Source organism: Ramlibacter aurantiacus (genome assembly GCF_016722895.1).
Classification (GTDB): Bacteria; Pseudomonadota; Gammaproteobacteria; order Burkholderiales; family Burkholderiaceae_C; genus Ramlibacter; species Ramlibacter aurantiacus.
This window is the reverse complement of the sequence record NZ_JAEQNA010000001.1, coordinates 269,960-294,247: the sequence shown is the minus strand read 5'-3', so window position 1 is coordinate 294,247 and position 24,288 is coordinate 269,960. Positions and strand designations below refer to the sequence as shown.

The window sequence follows — 24,288 nt, the reverse complement described above, 5'->3', positions numbered from 1 at the left end:
GCGCGGCTCAAGCCGCCGCGTGCGGCACGTGTCCGGCCAGGCGCACCGCCTCGATCACGTCGTGCACGTAGCGCAGCTTGCGCAGCGCGCCCGGGCTGAGTGCGAAGGGATACGCATCGGGCTGGCCCAGGCTGCGGTTGAGGCTGTTGACCAGCAGGGTGAGCGGTGCCCATCGCCGCACCAGGTCGTCGAACTCGACGCCGGTCGCCTCGAACGGGTCGATGACCTCGGGCGTGTCGTGCGGGCCGCCGCCGGCCGGCAGCGCCACCCGCGTCTGGTGCGCGCCGGCGGTCTCCACCAGGTCGACCATGTGCAGGTAATGCGCCCAGGTCTCGGCCCAGTCCTCCCAGGGGTGCGAGGTGGCGTAGGCGCTGACGTGCGCGGCCTGCCAGCTGGGCGGGCAGCCGCCCGTCTCGTAGTGCCGGCGCAAGGCTTCGCCGTAGTCCGCCGACTCGTCCCCGAACACGGCGCGAAAGCCCTCGGTGCGTCCGCCATCGCGGATCAGCAGGTCCCAGTAGTAATGGCCGGATTCGTGCCGCAGGTGCCCCAGCAGCGTGCGGTAGGGCTCGTGCAGCTGGACGCGGCGGCGGGCGCGCTCGTCGTCGTCGGCCTCGGCCACATTGAGGGTGATGAGGCCATCCGCATGCCCGGTCATCACCGCCTGCCCCGGCTGGTCCTGCAGGAACTCGAACGACAGCTTCTCGACATGGCCCGGCGGCGGATCGACGGCGATGAGCCCCAGGCGCGCGAGCGTGTAGAACAGCCGCCGCTTGGCCACCTCGATGGCGTACCAGCGCTGCAGGTTGCCTTCGCGGGACAGGTCGGGCAGCACGCGGGTGAGCCGGCAGGCCACGCAATAGGTATTCGGGTCGTGCACCGGCACGCAGAAGTTGCAGATGCCGTGCTCCTGCGCGTTGCGGCACAGGCGGTAACGCGGCGGCCCGCCGCGATGGCCGGTACCTGGGCGCACCTGCCACTCCTCACCGCCTTCGCGGGCCGGCTCGATGGCGGCCATGGCCAGCCCGTCGGGCAGGAAGGCCACGCGGCTCGCGCAGCCCAGGCATCGGTCGTTTTCAAAGTAGAGGGCCTGTCCGCAGACCTGGCAGTTGAAGAGCTTCACGGGTGCAGTCGATCAGAAGGGCCGGGCCATCATCGCTGCACACCCGCGCGTGATGCGTAGGAAATGCGCGCTGCGGCCGGGTGGCGGCGCTGCATGGGCTGCCGGCTGCCGGTGCGTGGCCGTCTGCTCCTACATGGTGCGCAGGCAGATCTACTTACCATCCCGGCGCATGCACAACATCGGTGAGGGTCCGCGGCTGGACCGACAACGAAAAGAGGCCTCAGACCTGCGGGTGGTCGTCATCGAGGATGACGCAGCCGTCGTCCGCCACCTCGCGTGCGCATCTGCCACACGCAGCACGCCGCGCTGGACTGGCTGGCCGACCACCGTGACGGCTGGGACCTGGCGCTGATCGATCCGTTCCTGGCCAAAGGCCACGGCACGCGGGCTGCGACTGTCGCGCGCGAGTGTTCTGACGCGTCGCGGCTGCGTCCGCCCGGCGCGCAGGCTACGATGGCTCGGCAGTGCACAGGCGAGGCCGGCAAGACGCCGGCCTCGGCCCGGAACTTGCAGGCTCTGCAGCAAGGACGACACGGAACCATGGAACGATTCGACGAGATGCGCGCGCCGGGCGGGGAGGGTGGCGAAACCGTGCGTGGGCACTACCACGCCTACAGCCAGTGGCTGGCACGCCAGCCCGACACCGTGATGCAGGCGCGGCGGGCCGAGGCCGAGATGATCTTTCGCCGGGTCGGCATCACCTTCGCCATCCATGGCGAACCCGACGACGAGCAGGGCGGCACGGAGCGGCTGATTCCCTTCGACCTGATCCCGCGCATCATTCCGGCGCAAGAGTGGCGGGCGCTGGAGCAAGGCCTGGTGCAGCGCGTGACCGCGCTCAACCGCTTCCTGCAAGACATCTATCACGGCCAGGAGATCCTGCGCGCCGGCGTGATCCCGGCCGAGCAGGTGCTGGGCAATGCGCAGTTCCGCAAGGAGATGGTGGGCCTGGCCACGCCGCGCGACATCTACGCGCACATCGCCGGCATCGACATCGTGCGCGCACCCGACGCCGCCGGCCAGGCCGACTACTACGTGCTCGAGGACAACCTGCGCGTGCCCAGCGGCGTGAGCTACATGCTGGAGAACCGCCGCATGCTGATGCGCCTGTTCCCCGAGCTGTTCGTGCAGCACCGGGTGGCACCGGTGATGCACTACCCCGACCTGCTGCTGGAGACCCTGCGGTCCTGTGCACAGGCGGGCGCGGCCGACCCCACCGTGGTGGTGCTCACCCCCGGCATGTACAACAGCGCCTATTTCGAGCATGCGTTCCTGGCGCAGCAGATGGGCGTGGAACTGGTCGAGGGCCAGGACCTGCTGGTCAAGGACAACTTCGTCTACATGAAGACCACGCGCGGACCCCGCCGCGTGGACGTGATCTACCGGCGACTCGACGACGACTTCCTCGACCCGGCGGTGTTCCGGGCCGATTCCACCCTGGGCTGCCGTGGCCTGATGCAGGCGTATGCGGCCGGCAACGTGGCCATCTGCAATGCGGTGGGCACCGGGGTGGCCGACGACAAGTCGATCTATCCGTACGTGCCGCGCATGATCGAGTTCTACCTGGGCGAGCAGGCCATCCTGAAGAACGTCCCCACCTGGATGGGGCGCGAGCCGGAGTCGCTGCAGTACATCCTGGCGAACCTGCAAGAGCTGGTGGTCAAGAAGGTGCACGGCGCCGGCGGCTACGGCATGCTGATCGGCCCCACGGCGTCGCGCCAGGAGATCGAGGACTTCCGGGCGGCGCTCCTGGCCGACCCGGCCGGCTACATCGCCCAACCCACCCTCAGCCTGTCCACCTGCCCAACCTACGTGGACAGCGGCGTGGCCCCGCGGCACATCGACCTGCGCCCGTTCGTGCTCTCGGGCAGCGAGGTGCGGATGGTGCCCGGCGGGCTCACCCGCGTGGCCCTGCGGGAAGGCTCGCTGGTGGTCAACTCGTCGCAGGGCGGCGGCACCAAGGACACCTGGGTGCTGGAAGCATGAGCAGCCGCAAAGGAGAAAGCGCCTTGTTGTCGAGAACCGCCGACCATCTGTTCTGGATGGCCCGCTACACCGAGCGTGCGGAAAACACCGCCCGCATGCTGGACGTCAACTACCAGACCTCGCTGCTGCCGCAGTCGCGGGCCGTCACCGAGCTGAGCTGGCAGAGCGTGCTGTCCATCAGCGAGCTGCTGTCCGCCTACCGCGAGCGGCATGACGCCATCAGCGCGCCGCAGGTCATCGACTTCATGGTGCGCGACGCGAGCAACCCGTCGTCCATCGTCTCGTGCCTTCGGGCTGCCCGCGAGAACGCGCGGGCGGTGCGCGGCTCGCTGACGACCGAGGTCTGGGAGACGCAGAACCAGACCTGGCTGGAACTGCGGCGCAAGCTGATCGACGGTCACCTGGAACGCGACCCCGGCGAGTTCTTCGAATGGGTCAAGCACCAGTCGCATCTATCGCGAGGGGTCACCGCCGGCACCATGCAGATGGACGAGGCGCTGCACTTCCTGCGACTGGGCACCTTCCTCGAACGTGCCGACAACACCGCGCGGCTGCTGGACGTGAAGTTCCATGCGGTGCACAGCGAGTTCTTCGGCGTGGCCACCGAGCAGGACCAGGACTACGACTTCTATCACTGGAGCGCGATCCTGCGCAGCTGCTCCTGCTTCGAGATCTATCGCAAGGTGTACCGCGACGTGATCCGCCCCGACCGGGTGGCCGAGCTGCTGGTCCTGCGCGCGGACATGCCGCGCTCGCTCCATGCCAGCCTGAACGAAGTGGTCGCGCGCCTGGAGGCGGTGAGCAGCGACGGCGTGGCGGCCGAGACCCGGCGCCTGGCCGGCCGGCTGCGCGCCGAGCTGGCCTATGGCCGCATCGACGAGATCCTGGCGGACGGGCTGCACGCCTACCTCGCGAGGTTCCTCGACCGGGTCAACGACCTGGGCCTTCGCATCACCCGCGACTTCCTGGTGCCGCTGGCGAAAGGATGAGCCCCGGGGCGCCTTCGGCGGCTCCCCTCGAGGGGAGCCACCGGCGGCCCGGCCAGGCCGGTTCCGCGGTGGCTCTGGAAGGGCCGGCCGCTGCGCGGCGGCTGAATCGCCTGCCTTGGGCTGTACCGCCCGGCTCCAGAGAGGAACGTCTGTGAGCGCAGACATGGGGGACAGCGAGACGAGGTAGACATTGAAATGTCTAAGATCGTAGATATTTTGTGACTTTCGCTCGCTGTGGTGCCTAGAATGCCCGCGATCGTAGGCACTGCCGTATGAAAAAGATCATCACCTCCTCGCAAGACCTCGGGCTCGTGATCCGAGCGGTGCGCAAGAGCGCGAAAGTCCGCCAGGACGACTTGGCTGCCGTGACCGGCGTCAGCCGGCAGTTCGCGGTCGATGTCGAGCGCGGCAAGCCGACCGCTCAGCTCGGTCGCGTCCTGCTGCTGCTCAAGGAGCTCGGCATCACCCTCACCGCCGATATTCCGGACGAAGCCGCCACGGTGCTGGACGCGCTGCACATGAAGAAGCGCGACGAAGCCGGGGGCGAATGATGCGCCAGCTGAAGGTCTACCTCGACCAAGCGCCGGTCGGCACCCTCTCCGAGGGAGAAGACCTTTGGGCGTTCGAGTACGAGGAGGCCTGGGCCGAGTCGCCGCTGGGTTTCGACCTCTCGCCCGCACTGGCGCGCGACACGCTCAGGCATGTCGATGGCGGCACGCAGCGCCCGGTGCAGTGGTACTTCGACAACCTGCTGCCCGAAGAGCTGCTGCGGCAAGCGATTTCCCGGGAGGCGGGCATCAAGGGCGAGGACGCTTTCGCGCTCCTCGAGTACCTGGGCGCCGAGTCTGCGGGTTCGCTGACATTGCTGCCCCCTGGTCAGCCGTGTCCGATCGCTCGAGGGTTCAAGGCGCTGCCCGACGAGGCCCTCAGCGCGCGCATCGGGAAGCTGCCTCGATCGACCTTGACGGCGGACGCTCCCAAGCGCATGTCGCTCGCCGGCGCTCAGCACAAGCTGCTGGTCGTGAAGTTCGGTGAGCAACTCTACGAACCGGCGGGCGCGACACCTTCCACCCACATCCTCAAGCCCAGCCATCCGGTGGCCGCCGAGTACCCCGGTTCGGTGGCCAACGAGTTCGTCACCATGAGGCTGGCCGCCGCCTGTGGCCTGCAGGTCCCCCCGGTCGAGATACGCTACGTGCCCGAACCCGTGTACCTCGTCGAGCGATTCGACCGGCGCGTCGAGCCGTTGAAAAAGGGCGCGCCGCTTGCCGAACTCCAGGTGCATCGCCGGCACATCATCGATGCCTGCCAACTGCTGAATCGTGCGCGCGGCTTCAAGCACACAGGCGCCACGCTGGAGTCCTTGCAGCACATCATCGAGCGCAGCACCAACAAGGTCGCGACGCGCTTGCAGCTGTTCCGATGGCTGGTGTTCAACATCGTCGCCGGCAACGACGACTGCCACCTGAAGAACCTGTCTTTCTTCGTGGGCGCGGACGGGGTGCGGCTCGCCCCCCACTACGACCTGCTGGCCACCAGTGTCTGGAACACGCGAGCATTCGCGGACGACAGGCAGACCTGGCCCGGCGGGCCGATGGGATTCGCGCTTCCCGCAGCGACGAGTTTTGGAGAAGTGACGGCCAGGAGCGTGCTCGAAGCGGGCCGTGCTCTGGGGGTGCCGACCCCCGCGGCCCAGCGCATCCTGCGGGAAATCGTGGCGAAGCTGCCGCCGGCCCTGGCCAGGGAGGCCGCGGCCCTGGAGGAGCGGCAGAAGCGCGCGCCTGACGCCGCGAGCCGGTTCATCGGCGCCGAAGCCAGGGTCGTTCGAGTGATGCAGAAGATGGTGGTGCCCGAGATGCTGAAGCGGCTGGGAGGCACCTAGGAGCGTGGCGGCGGCCCAGCACCGAGGCCGCCGCCAGGTTCATCAAAACGAGTGGTTCACGCCCAGTCCCCAGCGCGTGGTGCGGTCGCCTGCGTCGGGATAGCTGGCGCCCAGGTCCGCATACAGCGAGGTGCGCTTGGACAGCGCGTGGCTCACGCCGAAGCCGGCGTGGTGGGTGGCGCCGGCGGTGCCGTAGCCTTCGAAATCGCGGCCCCAGCCCAGGCGCAGGGTGTGGGCGCCGATGACGTGCGTCACCCCCATCGTCACCGCGCGGCGCGTGCGGCTCGTGTCGCCGAGAAAGGCCTGGCTGGTGGCGGATAGCCCCGTGTGGTTGTAGCTGCCCATGAGCCTGGTGGCGCCGAACTCGTACGCCAGGCCGGCGAACCCCGTGTTGTCGTCGGCGCTGTTGCGCTCGCCGGCCAGCATCGCCGCCCAGGGGCCGGCCGCGTAGTTGATCGAGGCGCCAATGTTGCGCCGGGTGTCGACCAGGCCGTTGGCGTCGGGCGTCTCCCTCTTCTCCAGCCCTGCCGCCACGTGCAGCGTGAAGCCACCGACAGCCGGCGAGTCGTAGAAGATGCCGTTGTTCAGGCGCGAGTAGTCGCCGATCGGGCCGTTGTGGTGCGGCTGGGTGCGGTACGACGGATGGAACACCTGCCACGCCGGCGAGGACACGCGGTTGAAGTTGCTCCACGGATCGAACGCCCAGTCCTGCGCCCACAGCGGCGACAGGGCGCGACCCAGCCGAATGGCGCCGAAGCCGCCCTTCAAGCCCACGGTCGACTCACCGTAGAAGGCGGGCTGGGCACCACTGGCCTCGCGCGTTCCGGAGTCGAGCTCCCATCGCGACTGCAGGTGGAAGGTGGCGGCCATGCCCGCGCCGAGCTGCTCCTCGCCACGGATGCCGACATAGCTGCGCTGGATGGTGCCGATCTGCGGCCGTCCGCGGTTGCTGTCCAGCACGCCGAGGTCCAGGGAGCCATAGAGCTTGACGCTGGACGTGGGGGACGGCTCGGCGGCCAGGGCGGCCGTGCTGCAGGCGGCGATGGCGCCAAGGGCCAGGAGGGGGGGCGTTCTTCTCATGCGGGTCCAGCCTGATCGAGCGATCGGTTATACGCCGGCCGCACCGCCGCGCGCTGGCACCTCGCGCCGCAGCACGAAGAAGTAGGGCCGCGGCATGCCGCGCAGGTCGGTGAGGCCGAGTACGGTGTCGTCATCCACGCGCCGGAACACGTCCAGCAGGGCCAGGCGGTCGTAGACCAGGGTGGCGGAGTCGCGGCCCCGGTAACGCATCATGCGCAGCCGCCCGCCCGGGGCCTGGGTGGCGAACACCGCCAGCAGCGGCCGGGCCAGGCGCGCGGCGAGCCCGGTGCGCAGCGGGGCGAAACCCAGCAGTGCCGGCAGCAGCGGCGCGAGCCTGCCCGGGGACAGGCGCATCGGCGCGCCCGAAGCGCGGTCGAACACCAGCGGATGCACGGTGTCGGCATCGTCGAAACGCTTGCCGTGCCAGCCGTAGGCCTCCAGCACGCCATCCAGCGGATGGCCGCTGCGCCAGCTGCGGCCGCTCCATGCGCCGAGCATGAACGCCACGTCGACCGGATCGAGCGCGTCCCAGGCCGCCAGGGCGTCGGCGGTCGTGGCGCCGGTCGCGGGCAGGGTGGCCATGGCGGGCGACGGCCCCTAGGCTCGCCCGGTTCCGGGGGCGGCCCGGCGCGCCGCGCGGCCGATGGCCTGGGCCAGGCGCGCCGCGAACTCGGGAGGGATCACCATGAGGGTGTCGCAGTCCTCCAGCACGTCCCGGTGCCGGATCACCACGTCGCCATCGCCATTGGTGTAGACGGCCAGCGCACTGGCCGAGGACGAAAACAGGCGCTTCACGGGCGCGTGCGCGTCGCTGGCGGGGATGTCGAACATGGCTGGCCTCCTCTCGTCTTGCCTGCGACAAATGGTGCGGTCGCGCCCGGGGCTCTGCCGTAGGAAGGTGGCTTGGGGGGGTGGCCCGTTCGGACTAGATGAGGCGACATCGCAACGCCGGCGGAGTTGTCGCACCGGAAACGCGGGGTTTACATTGCGCGATGAAAGTAACCCGAAAGAGCTCGCCATGAGATCCCTCGCTGATTCCCGCTCCCCTGCTCCTCGCCTGCGCTCCTGGAGCGCGGCCCTCGTCCTGGTCCTGGTGGCCTGCACGGGCGGCTCGGGCCCCGACGACGATCGCCTGGCCATCGGTGACCAGAACGCCCGGGCCGCGGCGGCGGAGGGGCTGCTGGCGCAGAAGCACATCGCCACGCTGGTCGGCCTGGCCGACCAGCTCCATGCGGGGATCGTGGCGAAGCAGCTCGCAGCTGGCGTACCCACCCCCTCGTGGCACGTCGGGCGCAAGGCCACGCCGCTTGCCCGGTCGCCATGGGACTTCGACGGCCTGGAGATCCCCGCGTGCGCCACGGAAAGCCACACCCATTCGACGATGGGCGAATCGCGCACGGTCGTGTTCCAGTCCTGCGCCCTGGCACCAGGCGCGCCCCGCTTCGAGGGGACCCTGCAGTGGGAGCGCACCGGCGGGCCCGCCGGTGCCGACGTCCTGCTTACCCTGCGGGCGTTTTCGATCTCCGACGACAACGAAGCCGTCCACTTCGACGGTGCGCTCCGCTTCCGGTTGGAGAACTCGCATGTGCGGGCCTCGGGCCACGACATCCGTGTCCGGCGCGTGCACCTGCGTCCCGGGGGCCCTGACCAGGTCACCTCGTTCCAGGCTCTGCATCTGCTCTTCGAGGCCGGGCAGTACCAGCTGGAAGCCACCGTGTCGCGCGAAGACCCGGCGCTGCCGCGGGCGTACACCTACGGCCTGTCTGCCCGGGTGACCCTCGATGGCAACCGCAGCAGCCTGCGGATGACCGGCAGCTCTGCGGAACTGGTGATCGTCCCCGAGGAGCACTTCGTGCGGCTGTCCCTGGCCGCGCCGGGCAGCGACCAGCTGGCGTCCCTGGCCCCGATCACGCCCGCCCAGGTACATGGCCTGTGGGAGCCCAGGGCCACGGCGCTGGTGATCACGCCGGCCAATGCGCAGGCAGCAGCCCGGAGCGCGGCCGATGCCATCGGCCTGCTGCCGGGCCAGGCCGTGGCCCGGTTCATGGACGTGGCGCTGGGCACCCCCCTCGCAGGAACCGAGGCGGACGGCTGGCGCATCGGCTCCTGCGCAGGGGGTGGTTCGCTCAGGATCAGGGGCAGCACCAGCGGCAACCGGCTGCAGGCGCTGCGGCCTGGCGATCAGCTCACGGTGGAGGCCATCGATTGCAGGGGCCGCGTTGACGGTGCGGCTTATGCGGGCGTGGTCGAGATGACCGGCCGACCAGGCGCCGGCGGCCGGGTCGAACTGCAGTTCAACCTGGCGCGATTCAGCGAGGCCGGCAGCGAGAGCAACGGCGACGTCACCCTGACCACCAGCGCGCTCGATCAGGCGGAGACGGGCATGAGCACCAAGACCATCTTCCAGTCCACGGGCAGCTCGATGACGCTGACCGACTACAGCGCACAGGCGCCGGCCGACGCCGCGGAGGGCTCGATCGAGGTGCAGGCCACTGTCGAGACCTACGACCCCGCCTTGGCTGCGGCACCGGTTCGCTACGAGGTGCGCGCCAGCATCCGGGGCAGCCTGTCGGCGCCGGCGGCGGGGGAGATCAGCATGCGAGGCGACGGCATGAGCCTGGTGCAGGCGATCAACGGCAGCCAGCGAACGCTGGAGCTCAAGCCCGGCACGGGGCCGGGCGTGGCGCTCTGACCCAAGGTGGCGATGGAACTCTCCTGCAAGTCAGGTTCCTGACAGCTTAGGTCACCCGTTCGGCGGACCTGGTCGGCTGAAGGTCTGGAGGCCGCCGTTCAGGAGCTTGCGTTGCCCAACATCAGCACTTCCTTGAGTTCGTTTGGTTCGATGTTCCGAGTCGGTTCGGGATCGAGTCCGGCCAAGCCTGCGACGGCTTCCAAGCCGCAGCCGCCATCGGCCAGCGCCCACCCGCCGGAGAAGGGCGGCCCGTACACGCCCATCGAGGGGCGCCGCGCCAGCGTTCTCGGCCCCGAAGCGGCGCAGTCCGGCGCCATTCGGGTTGTCGAGGACCTTCTTCAACCGCATCAAGTGATTGAGGAGATTGACATTCGAGCAGAGGGCTCCCAAAGCCGGTCCGAGGCGGCTTTTGCGGCAGGCCTAGCGCTCGGCGAGGCCAACGATGGGGGCATCAGTGCGGGGCGGATGAAGGGGGCACTCATGGCGCTGCGCGATGCGGATTTGCCGAATGAAGAGATGGTCCAGGTGCTGTCCGGGCTTATTCACGCCCAAGGCGGGCCCGACATGTCGCCGAGTGAAAAAGCCAAGCTTGCGCTTCTGATCGAGAGCGTTTGGACGGAGAAGACCCCGGATGCGTTGGCGCGCGCAACGCAGGCGTTTGACGTCAGCACGCAGACGAGTGGCGTCACCGACAAGGACAACCTGCAGACGATGTTCGCCAAACCGGTGGCGGAAGGCGCGCCAGCCGTTGCTGACCAGGGTGCAGCCCTTCCGGCGGTCGGTGGCCGTAGTCGCGAAGACGTGAACGCTGCAAAGTTCGGTTCGGCTGATTTGCTGTTGCCGGAGAATGCGCGACGTCTCGAGAGCGACGAAGGGATCACCGTCGACGGGAAGCGCAGACCGGTGCCGCCGGGACCGCCGGAGTACGAGCCGGTGGGCCCAATGATCGCGCCCAGTTTGCGCGCCGGTCAGCTTGACCAGGGAAAGTTAGTTCCGCCGCCTCCGTCGGACGACGAGCCAGACGCCCAGCAGCAGCAAGCCTCGGCTGGTGCGGCCGCCGGCGCCAGCGGTGGCCATGCCGCAACGGTGTCGTCGAGTTCTGTTCGCGCGACAGGCAATTTGCCGCCCCAGGGTCAGTCGGCCGCGGCGGGCACCATCCCAGTCGCCCCACCGGTCCTGACGGTTTCGGCCGCCGTACAAGGCGACGGTCGACCGGCCGCCTCTGGGGCATCGACTTCCGCTGGCAAGGGTGCCGCGGTGCAGCAACCTGCGGGCGGCCAGGGTGATTTGATGGCGGAAATCAGGGGAGGCAAGCCGCTGCGAAAGGCTGATCCATTGGCCGCTTCTGTTTCCTCGCCGGGGATTTCGGCCACCTCGGGTGCGTCTTCCGAAGAGCCCAGCAAGCCATCAGCCAGCGCGCTGCAACTCGGCAGGGCAAATCTGAAAAAACCTGAGGTCACCCCCGCCACGGGAGCGGCGAGGCAGCCGCACGCTGCCGTGGCCCGGCCCGTCGCTGCGGGCCTCGCGACGCGTGCGACGGTGCAGAACGTGGTGCCGAAATCGGAGGGCGTCCTCACCGGCACGGGGAACAAGAAGGATCAACTCAACGAGACGCTCAAAGGGCAGTCTCCGGTGGAAGCGTTGAATGCCCATATGAATCTGCGCAGGGACGATGTAGGCGAGCAAGGCATCGTGGATTTCAGCGACCCTGAGTTCGACTAGGCGTCACACCGGTGCAGGCCCGCCCGGCCGGCTTCACTGCGAGCTGCGCTCCAGCAGGTACCCCAGCCCGCCCGCCCGATACCAGTGGTAGCCGTAGGGCTCCATGATGATCCGGTGCACCCCGCGCCCGTTGGCCTGGCTGTGGTCGGTGGTGAGCAGGTTGACCAGGTCGCGGCCGCGTTCGCCCCCGACCCGCAGCTGGATCTCCGCCGGCTCGTCCAGCAGGTTGTGCACCGTGACCACGGTGTTGTTGCGCCAGTCGTGGCGCAGGGCCAGCACGCCCGGGTTGCCGGTGTCCAGCACCTTGAAGTCGCCCCAGCCGAGTTCGGGCACTTCCTTGCGCATGCGGATGATGCGTTCGGTCCAGTTCAGCAGCGAGCCGGGGTCGCGGCGCTGGTCGGCCGCATTGATCTCCTCGTAGCCGTACGGCCCGCCGCTGATCACCGGCACGACGGGGCGGGCCGCGCGGGTGAATCCGCCCTGGGGCTCGGTGGACCACTGCATGGCGGTGCGGGCGCAGTCACGCTCGGGCAGGCTCAGGTCGTCGCCCATGCCGAGCTCGTCGCCGTACCGCAGCACCGGCGTGCCGGGGAGGGTGAAGAGCAGGCTGTAGGCCAGTTCCAGGCGGCGCCGGTCGCCGTGCAGCATGGGCGCCAGGCGGCGGCGGATGCCGCGGCCGTACAGCTGCATGGACGGCTCGGGCCCCATGGCGGCGAACACCGCCTGCCGCTGTTCGTCGGTCAGCCGCCCCAGGTCGAGCTCGTCGTGGTTGCGCAGGAACTGCGCCCACTGCGCGTTGGCCGGTCGTTCGCGCGTCTGCTCCAGGGCCTTGGCCAGCGGCCGCGTGTCGCCGGTGGCCAGGGCCAGGAACAGGCGCTGGTTGACCCAGAAGTTGAACATCATCTGCAGCCGGTCGCCGTCGTCACCGAAGTACTGCACGTTCTGCCTCGGCTCGACGTTGGCCTCGGCCAGCACGATCGCGTCCCCCCGGCGCCACTGCAGGAACTCGCGCCACTCGCGCAGCATGGCGTACTGGGGGCGGTGCCGGCCCTTCGCTCCCTGGGTCTCGATCAGGAAGGGCACCGCGTCCATGCGGAAGCCGCTCACGCCCAGCTCCAGGTAGAAGCCCATGATCTTGCGGATCTCGGCCATCACCGCGGGGTTCTCGATGTTCAGGTCGGGCATGAACTCGTAGAACCGGTGGAAGTAGTACTGGCCCGCCACCGGGTCGCGGGTCCAGGTGGTCTCCTGCACGCCGGGGAACACCATGCCTTCGTCGTGCGTCTCGGGTCGGGTGTCCGACCAGACGTAGAAGTCCCGGAAGCGCGACTCGGGGTTGCGCCGGGCCTCCTGGAACCAGGGGTGCTGGTCGCTGGTGTGGTTGGCCACCAGATCCATCATCACGCGGATGCCGCGCTGCTTGGCCTCGTGCGTGAAGTCGACGAAGTCGCCCAGCGTGCCGAAGCGCGGGTCGACCATGTAGTGGTCGCTGATGTCGTAGCCGTGGTCACGGCGCGGCGACTTCTGGAACGGCGCCAGCCAGATGCAGGTGATGCCCAGCCCGTGCAGGTAGTCGAGCCGCCGCGACAGGCCCTCGAAGTCGCCCATGCCGTCGCCGTTGGAGTCCATGAACGACCCCACGTCCAGGCTGTAGATGACGGCGTTCTTGTACCAGAGGTCCTTGATCATGCGTGGCCGCTTCAGTGCGAGAGCGGGTGCTGCTGGCAGGAGGGCGGGGCGTCCCGGTCGAGCGGCCGGGGCAGCCGCACCACGAACTCGCTGCCACGGCCCAGGCCCTCGCTGCGCGCCTCGATGGTGCCGCCATGCATCTGGATCAACTGCTGGGTCAGGCTCAGGCCTATCCCCAGCCCGCCGCGCGAGCGCGAGAGCGCATCCTCCACCTGCGAGAACATCTGGAAGATCGTGCCCAGGCGATCGGCGGCGATGCCGATGCCGTTGTCCGTGACGGTGACGGCAATGCTGTCCGGTGCGGCCTGGGCTTCCAGGCGGATCAGGCCGCCCGGGTTGGTGTATTTGGCCGCGTTGTTCACCAGGTTCATGAAGGCCTGGGCGAGCCGGGTGCGGTCGGCGTTCAGCCACAGCGGTCCCTCGGGCAGGCGCAGCTCCAGCCGGTGGCCCAGTTCGTCGAACAGCGGCTTGCAGGTCTCGATGCCATCGGCCACCACCTGGTGCAGGTCGACCGGCTCGCACTGCAGCTCGAGCTTGCCCTGGCTGATCCGGCTGACGTCCATCAGGTCGTCGATCAGCCGGCTCATCACCTTGACCTGCCGCTCGATCACCGTGGCCGCGCGCTTGAGGTCGGGCGCATCGCCGACCTTCAGGCCCAGCACGTGCGCCGCGCTGCGCACCGGCGCCAGCGGGTTGCGCAGCTCGTGCGCCAGCGTGGCGAGGAATTCGTCCTTGCGCCGGCTGGCCTCGCGCAGCTGGGCCTCGCTGCGTTGCAGCGCCAGGGTGCGCTCGCGCACGCGGCGGTCTAGGCTGGCGTTGAGGTCCGCCAGGCGGGCCTGCGCCTCCCGCCGTTCGGCGACTTCGCTGGTGAGCTGGCGATTGGCGGCCTCCAGGGCCCGTTCCTTGCGGTGCAGCTCGGCGAAGATCGCCACCTTCGATCGCAGCACCGTGGGGTTGACCGGCTTGTGCAGGTAGTCCACCGCGCCACTGCCATAGCCTTCCAGCATGTGCTGGTCCTCGTTGTAGTAGGCGGTGAGGAAGATGATGGGGATGCGCGAGGTCTTGCGGCGCTGGCGCACCAGCTGCGCGAGTTCGAAGCCGGTCATGCCGGGCATGCGCACGTCCAGCACCAGCACCGCGAACTCCTGCGCCACCAGGGCCAGCAGGGCTTCGTCGGCGGAGGCGGCGCGCACCAGCCGGTACGACGGATCGTCCAGCACGGTTTCCAGCACCGTGAGGTTCTTGGGTTCGTCATCGACGACCAGGACGTTGACCGGGTCGGGCCGGTCTTCGTGGAGGAGCGACATCCTGGCCTCTTTCCTATCGGAACAGCCACACGCGCATGAGCGAGAGCAGCTGGTCGGTGTTGACGGGCTTGGCGATGTAATCGCTGGCGCCTGCGTCCAGGCATTTCTCGCGGTCGCCACGCATGGCCTTGGCGGTCAGCGCCAGGATGGGCAGGCTGCGCCGCGAGGGGTCGTTGCGGATTTCGCGCATGGTCTCGTAGCCGTCCATCTCCGGCATCATGATGTCCATCAGCACCATGTCGAGGTCGGGCGTTTCCTCGATCGTGCGGATCGCCTGGCGACCATCGGTGGCGCTGATGACCTCCATCTCCTGGTTCTCCAGCAGCGAAGTCAGGGCGAAGATGTTGCGGGCGTCGTCGTCCACCACCAGCACCTTGCGTCCCTTGAGGATGCCCGTGGAGTCCTGCAGGCGCTGCAGCATGGCCTGCTGGTGCGCCGGCAGCAGCCCGACTTCACGGTGCAGGAAGAGGGCGGTTTCGTCCAGCAGGCGCTCGGGCGAGTGCACGTCCTTCACGACGATGCGCTTGGCCAGTCCATTCAGGCGTTGCTCCTCGTCCCGGCTGAGTTCGCGGCCGGTGAACACGACCACCGGCAAGGTGGCCAGGCGGGGGTCGGTGCGCAACTGTTCGAGCAACTCGAAGCCGCTCATGTCGGGCAGCTTGAGGTCGAGCACCGCGCAGTCGAAGGGCTGTTCGCGCAGCGCGCGCAGGGCGGCGTCGCCGCGGTCGACCGCCACGATGTCGATGTCGTCGTGCGCCAGCAGCTCGGTGACGGCGGTGCGCTCGGCGTCGTTGTCCTCCACCACCAGCAGGCGGCGCGTGCCGCGTTCGGTGAAATCCTTGAGCCGTGCGAACGCGCTGTCCAGTCCCACCGTGGTGGGCTCCTTGACCACGTAGGAGAAAGCCCCGCGCGAGAGGCCGTGCCGCTGCTCTTCCTCCAGCGAGACGATCTGCACCGGGATGTGCCGCAGCTGCGGATCGAGCTTGAGCTGGTTGAGCACCGTCCAGCCCAGCATGTCCGGCAGGAAGATGTCCAGGGAGATCGCGGCGGGCCGGTATTGGCGCGCGAGCGCCAGGCCGGCCGCGCCGGTGCCGGCCACCAGGCCCTTGAAGCCCTTGTCGCGAGCCAGCCCCAGCAGCACCCGGGCGTAATGGGGGTCGTCCTCGATGACCAGCAGCACCGGATCGCCGGTGGCGATCTGGTCGCGGTCGTCCGGAATGGCCTCGGCCGCCGGAGCGGGCAGGTTGAGGATCTTGGCGGTCACCGCGTTGGCCTCTTTGCCGCTGCGGCGCATCTCCACGCGCTGGTGGTGCAGGGGCAGGTACAGGGTGAAGGTGCTGCCCTGGCCGGGCACGCTGGTCAGGCGGATCTCGCCGCCCAGCAGCATGGCCAGCTCGCGGCTGATCGCCAGCCCCAGTCCGGTGCCGCCGTACTTGCGCGAGGTGCCCGCGTCGGCCTGCTGGAAGGCCTCGAAGATCAGGCGCTGCTTGTCGGTCGCCACGCCGATGCCGGTGTCTTCCACCGAGAAGGCGACCACGTGCTGGGCCTTTCCCAGGACGGGGTGGTCGGCGCTCCAGCCGCCGGCGGCGATGGAGGCGCGCACTTCCACGTGGCCGCGGGCGGTGAACTTCACCGCGTTGGACAGCAGGTTCTTCAGGATCTGCTGCAGGCGCTTGGGGTCGCTTTCGATGCTTTGCGGCAGGTCGTCGGCGAAGCGGATGCGCAGCGGCAGGTTCTTGGCCTCGGCCACCGCACGGAAGTTGCGGTCGATGCCCTCGCGCAAGGCGGCGAAGGAGATGTCCTCCACGTCCACGCTCACGGTGCCCGACTCGATCTTGGACAGGTCGAGGATGTCGTTGATCAGGTTCAGCAGGTCGGTGCCCGATGAATTGATGTTGCGCGAGAACTCGATCTGCTTGGACGTGAGGTTGCCGGCGCTGTTCACGGCCAGCTGCTGGCTCAGGATCAGGATGGAGTTCAGCGGCGTGCGCAGTTCGTGCGACATGTTGGCCAGGAACTCCGACTTGTATTTGGAGGTGAGGGCCAGTTCGGTGGCCTGGTCCTCCAGCGCCCGGCGGGCGTGCTCCACCTCGCGGTTCTTGCGTTCCACCTCGGCGTTCTGCTCGGCCAGCAGGCGGGCCTTGGTGCCCAGTTCCTCGTTGGTCTGCTGCAGCTCGATCTGGCGCGACTGCAACTGCACGGTGAGTTCCTGCGACTGCTTGAGCAGGCCTTCGGTGCGCATGGTGGCCTCGATGGTGTTGAACACGGCGCCGATGCCCTGGGCCAGCTGGTCCAGGAAGTTCAGGTTGACCACGCTGAAGGGTTGCAGCGAGGCCAGCTCGATCACCGCCTTGGTCTGGTTCTCGAACAGCACCGGCAGCACCACCACGCTCAGTTGCCGCGCGTTGCCCAGGCTGGAAGAAATGGTGACGAAATCACTGGGCACATCGGCCAGGAGGATGCGGCGCTTTTCCAGTGCGCACTGGCCCACCAGGCCATCGCCCAGGGCGATCGTCTCCGGCAGGCTGGGGCCTGTCGCCTGCGCGTAGCTCGACATCAGGTTGAGCTTGCGCACCGTGCCCGGTTCGTCGTTGTAGTGGTAGATGGTGCCCTGGTGCGCGCTGACCAGCGGCGCCAGCTCCGACAGCAGCAGCTTGCCCACCGTGGACAGCTCGCGCTGGCCCTGCAGCATGCTGGAAAAACGCGCCAAATTGGTCTTGAGCCAGTCCTGCTCCCGGTTGCGCTGGGTGGTCTCGCGCAGGTTCGAGATCATGGTGTTGATGTTGTCCTTGAGCTCGGACACCTCGCCCTTGGCCTCCACCTTGATGGAGCGCGTCAGGTCACCCTGCGTCACCGCCGTGGCGACCTCGGCGATGGCGCGCACCTGCGTGGTGAGGTTGGCGGCCAGCAGGTTCACGTTGCCGGTGAGGTCCTTCCAGGTGCCGGCCGCGCCGGGCACGTTGGCCTGGCCGCCGAGCCGGCCTTCCACCCCCACTTCGCGCGCCACGTTGGTCACCTGGTCGGCGAAGGTGGCCAGCGTGTCGGTCATGGCGTTGATGGTGTCGGCCAGCGCCGCGACCTCGCCCTTGGCCTGCACCGTGAGGCGCTGGGACAGGTTGCCGTTGGCCACGGCGGTCACCACCTTGACGATGCCGCGCACCTGCTCGGTGAGGTTGGAGGCCATGAAGTTCACGTTGTCGGTGAGGTCCTTCCAGGTGCCGGCGACGCCGGGCACGGCGGCCTGGCCGCCCAGCTTGCCCTCGGTGCCGACCTCGCGCGCCACGCGGGTCACCTCGGAGGCGAAGCCGTTGAGTTGGTCCACCATGGTGTTGATGGTGTTCTTCAGCTCCAGGATCTCGCCCTTCACGTCCACCGTGATCTTGCGGTTCAGGTCGCCGCGGGCCACGGCGGTGGTCACCTCGGCGATGTTGCGCACCTGCGAGGTGAGGTTGGCGCCCATGGTGTTGACCGAGTCGGTGAGGTCCTTCCAGGTGCCGGCGACGCCCGGCACCACGGCCTGCACGCCCAGGCGGCCTTCGGTACCCACCTCGCGCGCCACCCGCGTCACTTCGGAGGCGAAGGAGCGCAGCTGCTCCACCATGGTGTTGATGGTTTCCTTCAGCTGAAGGATCTCACCGCGCACGTCGACGGTGATCTTCTTGGACAGGTCGCCGTTGGCCACGGCGATGGTGACGTCGGCGATGTTGCGCACCTGCCCGGTGAGGTTGGACGCCATGGAGTTGACGTTGTCGGTCAGGTCCTTCCAGGTGCCGGCCACGCCGGGCACCTTGGCCTGGCCGCCCAGCTTGCCTTCGGTGCCCACCTCGCGCGCCACCCGGGTCACTTCGGAGGCGAACGCCGAGAGCTGGTCCACCATGGTGTTGATGGTTTCCTTGAGCTGCAGGATCTCGCCGCGCACGTCCACGGTGATCTTGCGGCCCAGGTCGCCGCGGGCGATGGCGGTGGCCACGTCGGCGATGTTGCGCACCTGGCCGGTGAGGTTGTTGGCCATGGAGTTGACGTTGTCGGTCACGTCCTTCCAGGTGCCGGCCACGCCCGGCACCTGGGCCTGGCCGCCGAGCTTGCCCTCGCTGCCGACCTCGCGCGCCACGCGGGTCACCTCGGAGGCGAAGCCGTTGAGCTGGTCCACCATGGTGTTGATGGTGTTCTTCAGCTCCAGGATCTCGCCCTTGACGTCCACCGTGATCTTGCGCGAGAGGTCGCCGCTGGCCACGGCGGTGGTCACCTCGGCGATGTTGCGCACCTGCGAGGTGAGGTTGTTGGCCATGGAGTTCACGTTGTCCGTGAGGTCCTTCCAGGTGCCGGCCACGCCGGGTACCTGGGCCTGGCCGCCGAGCTTGCCTTCGGTGCCCACCTCGCGCGCGACGCGGGTCACTTCGCCGGCGAAGGAGTTGAGCTGGTCCACCATGGTGTTCAGCGTGTTCTTCAGCTCCAGGATCTCGCCCTGCACGTCCACCGTGATCTTCTTGGACAGGTCGCCGTTGGCCACGGCCGTCGCCACGTCGGCGATGTTGCGCACCTGGGCGGTGAGGTTGGACGCCATGGAGTTCACGTTGTCCGTGAGGTCCTTCCAGGTGCCGGCCACGCCGGGCACCTGGGCCTGGCCGCCGAGCTTGCCCTCGGTGCCCACCTCGCGCGCCACCCGGCTCACCTCGCCGGCGAAGCCGTTGAGCTGGTCCACCATGGTGTTGATGGTTTCCTTCAGCTGCAGCACCTCGCCGCGCACGTCGGCGGTGATCTTCTTGGACAGGTCGCCGCGGGCCACGGCGGTGGTCACCTCGGCGATGTTGCGCACCTGCCCGGTGAGGTTGGACGCCATGAAGTTCACGCTGTCGGTGAGGTCCTTCCAGGTGCCGGCGACGCCGGGTACCGCGGCCTGGCCGCCCAGCTTGCCGTCGGTGCCCACCTCGCGCGCCACGCGGGTCACCTCGGAGGCGAAGCCATTGAGCTGGTCCACCATGGTGTTGATGGTGTTCTTCAACTCCAGGATCTCGCCGCGCACATCCACCGTGATCTTCTTGGACAGGTCGCCGTTGGCCACGGCGGTGGTCACGTCGGCGATGTTGCGCACCTGGCCCGTGAGGTTGGACGCCATGAAGTTCACGTTGTCGGTGAGGTCCTTCCAGGTGCCGGCCACGCCGGGCACCGCGGCCTGGCCGCCCAGCTTGCCCTCGGTGCCGACCTCGCGCGCCACGCGGGTCACCTCGGAGGCGAAGCCATTGAGCTGGTCGACCATGGTGTTGATGGTTTCCTTCAGGGCCAGCATCTCGCCCTTGACCTCCACCGTGATCTTGGACGAGAGGTCGCCGCGGGCGATGGCAGTGGCCACGCCGGCGATGTTGCGCACCTGGCCGGTGAGGTTGGACGCCATGGAGTTCACCGAATCGGTGAGGTCCTTCCAGGTGCCGGCCACGCCGGGCACCTGGGCCTGGCCCCCGAGCTTGCCGTCGGTGCCCACCTCGCGCGCGACGCGCGTCACCTCGGAGGAGAAGCCGTTGAGCTGGTCCACCATGGTGTTGATGGTTTCCTTCAGCTCCAGGATCTCGCCCTTCACGTCCACCGTGATCTTGCGCGAGAGGTCGCCACGCGCCACGGCGGTGGTCACCGTGGCGATGTTGCGCACCTGCGAGGTGAGGTTGTTGGCCATGGAGTTGACCGAATCGGTCAGGTCCTTCCAGGTCCCGGCCACGCCCGGCACCACGGCCTGGCCGCCCAGGCGGCCATCGGTGCCCACCTCGCGCGCCACCCGCGTCACTTCGGAGGCGAAGGAGCGCAGCTGGTCCACCATGGTGTTGATGGCTTCCTTCAACTGGAGGATCTCGCCGCGCACGTCCACGGTGATCTTCTTGGACAGGTCGCCGTTGGCCACGGCGATGGTCACGTCGGCGATGTTGCGCACCTGCGCCGTGAGGTTGCCGGCCATCTGGTTGACCGAGTCGGTGAGGTCCTTCCACACGCCCGAGGCGCCGCGCACCTTGGCCTGGCCACCCAGCTTGCCCTCGGTGCCCACCTCGCGCGCCACGCGCGTGACTTCGAGCGTGAACATCGACAGCTGCTCGATCATGCTGTTGACCAGCCTGGCCGATCGCAGGAACTCGCCCTTGAGCGCGCGGCCGTCCACCTGCAGCTCGATCGGCTGGTCCAGGTCGCCCTTGGCCACGGCGCCGATGGTGCGGGCGATGTCGGTGGTGGGGCGCACCAGGTCGTCGATCAGCGTGTTGATCGCCTGCACCTGGTCGGCCCAGCCACCGAGCGCGCCGGGGGAGGCCATGCGCTGTGACAGCCGACCTTCCTTGCCGACGGTGGCGCTGAGCCGCTCGACTTCGTCGGTCATCCGCTGCGCGTTGGAAATGGCGTGGTTGAACGCCTGCGCAATGCGGCCTTCCGCGCCGGGCCAGTCCACCGGCAGTCGCGCACTGAAGTCGCCCTGTGCGAACGCGGTCATGGCCGCGAGCAGTTGGCGCGTCGCGGCGTCCGGATACGCGACGAGGGAGGGCTCCGTGGGGCCGCGCGATGCGACTTTGCGGCGGGCCGTGGGCGTCACAGCATCTTTCATGGAGACTCGAGAGAAGTTTCTTCAGGGGCCAGGACGGGCATCGTGCCGACCTGCGCTTGCATGTCCTGCGCATGGCAACCGCCTTCCCCTTCGGTGAGGGCGGCCGCCGTGGGCTGCGGGAGTGTCGGCGCAATCGGCCAATCCGCGCGTAGGACGGCTCCGACACTCTTCCGTTCAACCTCGACAAGTTGCGCGCGCCAAAAAATTCCAGGGTGAACTGCCGTTAAAGTCTCGCCCCATGTCGAAAGAACGAAGGGTGGCCTCGTGATGCGCCGCCCCGAGCTGCCCCCCGACCTGCGCCGCTTCATCGCCACGAGCATTCCCTCGGTTCCCTACCTGGAGGCCGTGCTGCTGCTGCGCGCCGAACCGTCCACGGCCTGGACCGCGAGCACGATGGCCAGGCGCCTGTATCTGCCTGAAGCGGACGCGGCACGCCTGCTGGCCGATGCGGCCGAGGCGGGCATGGCCCAGGTTTCCTCGGGCACGCAGGACCCCATCTACGGCTATGCACCGAGCACGCCCGAGCTGGCCCAGGTGCTCGACCGGCTGGCCGCGCACTACGCGGTGGACCTGGTCACGGTCACCGACCTCATTCACTCCAAAGTCGAAAAAAGAGCCCAGCAGTTCGCGGACGGTTTCCGCTGGCGAAAGGACACCTGAAATGATGGCGGCGATCGTCTATTTCCTGTGCGCGCTGACCGGCCTGGCCGCGTTCGTTCTCCTCTTGCGCAGCTGGCTGCACACCCGCGCGCGCCTGCTGTTCTGGAGCGCGCTGTGCTTCTTCGGCATTGCGTTGACCAACGTGCTCCTGGTCGTCGACAAGCTGGTGGTCGGTGCGGCCACCGACCTGCGAACCCCACGCCTGGTCGTCGCCCTGGTGGCCGTGCTGCTGCTGGTGTTCGGCCTCATCTGGGAGGAGGACTGAATCCATGAACCAGATGTTGTCCGGCGCGATCGCCATCAGTTCCGCCATCGCCGGCCTCTTTTTCTTCCGCTTCTGGCACCGCTCGCGCGATCGCTTCTTCCTGTACTTCGCGCTGTCGTTCTGGATCGAGGCCGCCAACCGGGCCGTGCTGGGACTGATGTCGGCGGCGAGCGAGCTCGAACCCTTCTACTACCTGGTCCGCGTGGTCGCCTACGGCCTGATCCTGGTGGCCATCCTGCAGAAGAACCGGCCCGGGGGCTGATCCGCCGCCCTCGGCGAAGGCGCGCCCGCCCGCACACGGCGGCGGACGGTTCCTACAGACAGCCGCGCTCTGCTGCAAGAGCATCCGTGGATGACCTTGATCCAAGACACGCCGCAGCACCTGCTCGGTGGCCTCAACGTGGCCCTGCTGATCTCCCACGACAGCAGCCGCGAGCAGATGGAGAAGACCCGCGGCGCCCTGGAGGAAATGGGCGTGACCGTGTCCGTGCTCGCTTCGGGCCGCAGCGCGGTCCAGGTCCTGGACGGCGATGGCTTGGCGCAGTCGATGAAACCGCATCTCGCGGTTGCCGTGGCCGACCCCGATGCGTTCGATGGCGTGGTCGTCATCGCCAGCCCGCAGGGCGGTGCCCGCCTGGCCCTGGACGGCGATGCGCGGCAGTTCCTGGCCCGGCTCGACGCCGAAGCCAAGCCCATCGGCGCCATCTCCGACGGCGTGCTGCCGGTGTTGTCGGCGGGCCTGGGGGCCGAGCGCGAGCTCAGCACCCCGGAGCACCTGGTGCCGGCCGCCGAGGGCGCGGGCGCCGTGGTGTCGCAGCAGGCCATGGCCATCGACGAGCACCTCATCTCCCTCACCGATCCGGCCGGCCTGGATCGTTTCATCAGCCATCTCAAGGGCCTGCTGGCCGGGCGGCGGGTGCAGACCATGGCACCGGGCGGTGATGTCTCCAGTGCGGTGGGCGAGGGCGGCTGAAGCATCGCCGTCGGCTCAGTAGCGGCCGGGACGACGCAGCGCCCGCTCGTCCCTCAGGCCACGCGCGAGGTCCCCATCGCCACTGCGCTCGGCCGCCCCGATCAGCGTCAGGTCGATCACGTCGCGCTGCGCGTGGCTGCCGCCGAACGCGTGTGAGCGGCTGCGGATGTCCCGCAGGCGCGCGGCGCAGCCCGCGTAGTCGCCTTGCCCGAAGGCGTGGATCGCCCGGGTCGCCGGCTCGCCGACTTCGCGGGTGAAGCGGGCGTTGCCGTCGTCGCGCTCGCAGGCATCGGCCTGCGCCTGCAGCAGCTCGCGCTGGCCCGCCTCCTGCCCCGCACCGACCAGCGCCAGCATGAAATGGAAGTCGTTGAACGCGTAGAGGCCCGGCGTCGCGCACTCACGCCAGCGCTGTGCCAGTGCCTGCCAGCGCTCGCCCGCATCGATGTCGCGCAGCCGCAGCCGCCACAGCATGGCCGTCGCATCGACCAGGTCGAGCATGAGGCTGGAGCCGGTGCCGCCGATCGCCTCGTCATAGAGCCGCAGCACCTCGTCCACCCGGTCCAACTCCAGCTGGAACAAAGCGAGGTGCCAGGTGTTGTGCACCGCGAAGAAGCTGCCTTCGGACCAGGTGCGCCGGTGGTCCGCCAGCCAGCGCACGCCTGCCTGCGGCTCGTGACGCATCTCGTGGACATGGGCTACCGCATGCCAGGCCCAGCCATCGCGCGGCTCCAGCTCCAGCGCCCGGCGCCCGGCCCGTTCGGCGGCGACGTAGTCGGCGGTTTCCTCCAGGCCGAAGGCGTGCATGCTGAGCACGCTGTGGTAGCCCGGCATGGCGTGGTCCCACCGCGTGAGGGCCCGCGCGATCCGGTCGCGCAGCATGCGCGAGTCGCCGGTGAAGAAGTCCAGCTGGTGGCCCGCGATGAGGGCCAGCAGGTCGTGCGGCTCGCGCGGGCTGAGGTCTTCCAGCACGCGCGCGGCCGCGTGCCAGTGGCCTTGGCCCAGCAGCGACGCGGCGCGCAGGTGCTGGCGCTCGCGCTCGTTGGCCGGCAGCGCGGCCGCGGTGGCGCAGGAAGACTGCGCCACCGCGATACCGGTGGGCTCGGTACCCAGCAGGTGCAGCCACGCGCGCAGCACATGGCCCATGGGCATGCCGGGACTCGCGGCAATTGCCTCGTCGGCCGCGGCCACCGGGTCGTCGACATAGCAGCTGAGCTGATGCAGGGCGGCTTCGTAGCCGCGCAGCCCATCGGGCGTGGCCCCGGAATACGGCAGTCCAACGTGGTCTCGGGTCATGGTGCGTCTCGCTCTCTGGAGTGGGGTGAAGAAGTGGCCCTAGTCTCCGGGCG

18 protein-coding genes are annotated in these 24,288 nt (G+C 68.8%); 10 read left to right on the top strand and 8 right to left on the bottom strand.

Translation table 11 applies throughout. The features are described 5' to 3' along the window. Positions 1–7: 7 nt before the first annotated feature. A complete protein-coding gene (locus tag JI739_RS01410; protein WP_201682054.1) occupies positions 8–1,120 on the bottom strand; it encodes a zinc-binding metallopeptidase family protein in 1,113 nt (370 codons plus the stop codon). Positions 1,121–1,660: 540 nt separating this feature from the next. On the opposite strand from JI739_RS01410, the gene JI739_RS01405 reads away from it, so the two are divergent. From JI739_RS01405 to JI739_RS01390, 4 genes are all read left to right on the top strand, one after another. Next, positions 1,661–3,106 (top strand): circularly permuted type 2 ATP-grasp protein, encoded by a 1,446-nt coding sequence (locus JI739_RS01405; protein ID WP_201683267.1) that lies wholly within the window; start codon positions 1,661–1,663, stop codon positions 3,104–3,106. Positions 3,107–3,129: 23 nt separating this feature from the next. Next, a complete protein-coding gene (locus JI739_RS01400; RefSeq protein WP_201682053.1) occupies positions 3,130–4,095 on the top strand; it encodes an alpha-E domain-containing protein in 966 nt (321 codons plus the stop codon). Positions 4,096–4,367: 272 nt separating this feature from the next. Beyond that, the gene (locus JI739_RS01395; protein WP_201682052.1) at positions 4,368–4,646 is read left to right on the top strand and encodes a helix-turn-helix domain-containing protein; all 279 of its coding nucleotides are present in this window, start codon (positions 4,368–4,370) and stop codon (positions 4,644–4,646) included. Beyond that, the gene (locus JI739_RS01390; RefSeq protein WP_201682051.1) at positions 4,643–5,977 is read left to right on the top strand and encodes a HipA domain-containing protein; all 1,335 of its coding nucleotides are present in this window, start codon (positions 4,643–4,645) and stop codon (positions 5,975–5,977) included. The genes JI739_RS01395 and JI739_RS01390 overlap by 4 nt, the downstream gene beginning before the upstream one ends. 42 nt (positions 5,978–6,019) lie before the next feature. On the opposite strand, the gene JI739_RS01385 is transcribed toward JI739_RS01390, so the two are convergent. The 3 genes from JI739_RS01385 to JI739_RS01375 are packed head-to-tail and all read right to left on the bottom strand — an operon-like array spanning position 6,020 to position 7,888. Then, complete coding sequence (locus JI739_RS01385; protein ID WP_201682050.1) at positions 6,020–7,057, bottom strand: porin; 1,038 nt, start codon at positions 7,055–7,057, stop codon at positions 6,020–6,022. Positions 7,058–7,084: 27 nt separating this feature from the next. Further along, positions 7,085–7,639 carry a DUF4334 domain-containing protein gene (locus JI739_RS01380; protein WP_201682049.1) on the bottom strand — a complete coding sequence of 185 codons (555 nt, stop codon included), beginning with the start codon at positions 7,637–7,639 and terminating at the stop codon, positions 7,085–7,087. Between the two features lie 15 nt (positions 7,640–7,654). Continuing rightward, positions 7,655–7,888, bottom strand: coding sequence for a hypothetical protein (locus JI739_RS01375; RefSeq protein ID WP_201682048.1), 234 nt, complete (start codon positions 7,886–7,888; stop codon positions 7,655–7,657). Between the two features lie 187 nt (positions 7,889–8,075). Between JI739_RS01375 and JI739_RS01370 the strand changes: the two genes are divergently transcribed. Next, positions 8,076–9,749, top strand: coding sequence for a hypothetical protein (locus JI739_RS01370; protein WP_201682047.1), 1,674 nt, complete (start codon positions 8,076–8,078; stop codon positions 9,747–9,749). 111 nt (positions 9,750–9,860) lie between these two features. Continuing rightward, a complete protein-coding gene (locus JI739_RS01365) occupies positions 9,861–11,471 on the top strand; it encodes a hypothetical protein (protein ID WP_201682046.1) in 1,611 nt (536 codons plus the stop codon). A 33-nt stretch (positions 11,472–11,504) separates the two neighbouring features. Here JI739_RS01365 and JI739_RS01360 read toward each other — a convergent pair whose 3' ends face one another. From JI739_RS01360 to JI739_RS01350, 3 genes are read right to left on the bottom strand one after another with little or no spacing between them, the layout of a single operon-like run. Next, positions 11,505–13,160 carry an alpha-amylase family protein gene (locus JI739_RS01360; protein WP_201682045.1) on the bottom strand — a complete coding sequence of 552 codons (1,656 nt, stop codon included), beginning with the start codon at positions 13,158–13,160 and terminating at the stop codon, positions 11,505–11,507. Positions 13,161–13,171: 11 nt separating this feature from the next. Next, positions 13,172–14,467: a hybrid sensor histidine kinase/response regulator gene (locus JI739_RS01355; RefSeq protein WP_201682044.1), complete on the bottom strand. Its 1,296-nt coding sequence runs from the start codon at positions 14,465–14,467 to the stop codon at positions 13,172–13,174. 13 nt (positions 14,468–14,480) lie between these two features. Then, positions 14,481–20,933 (bottom strand): HAMP domain-containing protein, encoded by a 6,453-nt coding sequence (locus JI739_RS01350; RefSeq protein WP_236589252.1) that lies wholly within the window; start codon positions 20,931–20,933, stop codon positions 14,481–14,483. A gap of 378 nt (positions 20,934–21,311) precedes the next feature. On the opposite strand from JI739_RS01350, the gene JI739_RS01345 reads away from it, so the two are divergent. From JI739_RS01345 to JI739_RS01330, 4 genes are all read left to right on the top strand, one after another. Continuing rightward, on the top strand, positions 21,312–21,704 hold the full coding sequence (locus tag JI739_RS01345; RefSeq protein WP_201683266.1) for a hypothetical protein: 393 nt from the start codon (positions 21,312–21,314) through the stop codon (positions 21,702–21,704). Between the two features lies 1 nt (position 21,705). Next, entirely contained in the window at positions 21,706–21,969 is a 264-nt protein-coding gene (locus tag JI739_RS01340) for a DUF5985 family protein (RefSeq protein ID WP_236589020.1), read from the top strand. A gap of 4 nt (positions 21,970–21,973) precedes the next feature. Then, positions 21,974–22,231: a DUF5985 family protein gene (locus tag JI739_RS01335; protein WP_201682042.1), complete on the top strand. Its 258-nt coding sequence runs from the start codon at positions 21,974–21,976 to the stop codon at positions 22,229–22,231. 90 nt (positions 22,232–22,321) lie between these two features. Beyond that, complete coding sequence (locus JI739_RS01330) at positions 22,322–22,942, top strand: DJ-1/PfpI family protein (protein WP_201682041.1); 621 nt, start codon at positions 22,322–22,324, stop codon at positions 22,940–22,942. Positions 22,943–22,957: 15 nt separating this feature from the next. Here the strand turns inward: JI739_RS01330 and JI739_RS01325 are convergent, their stop codons facing one another. Continuing rightward, complete coding sequence (locus tag JI739_RS01325; protein WP_201682040.1) at positions 22,958–24,235, bottom strand: tetratricopeptide repeat protein; 1,278 nt, start codon at positions 24,233–24,235, stop codon at positions 22,958–22,960. Positions 24,236–24,288 lie beyond the last annotated feature (53 nt).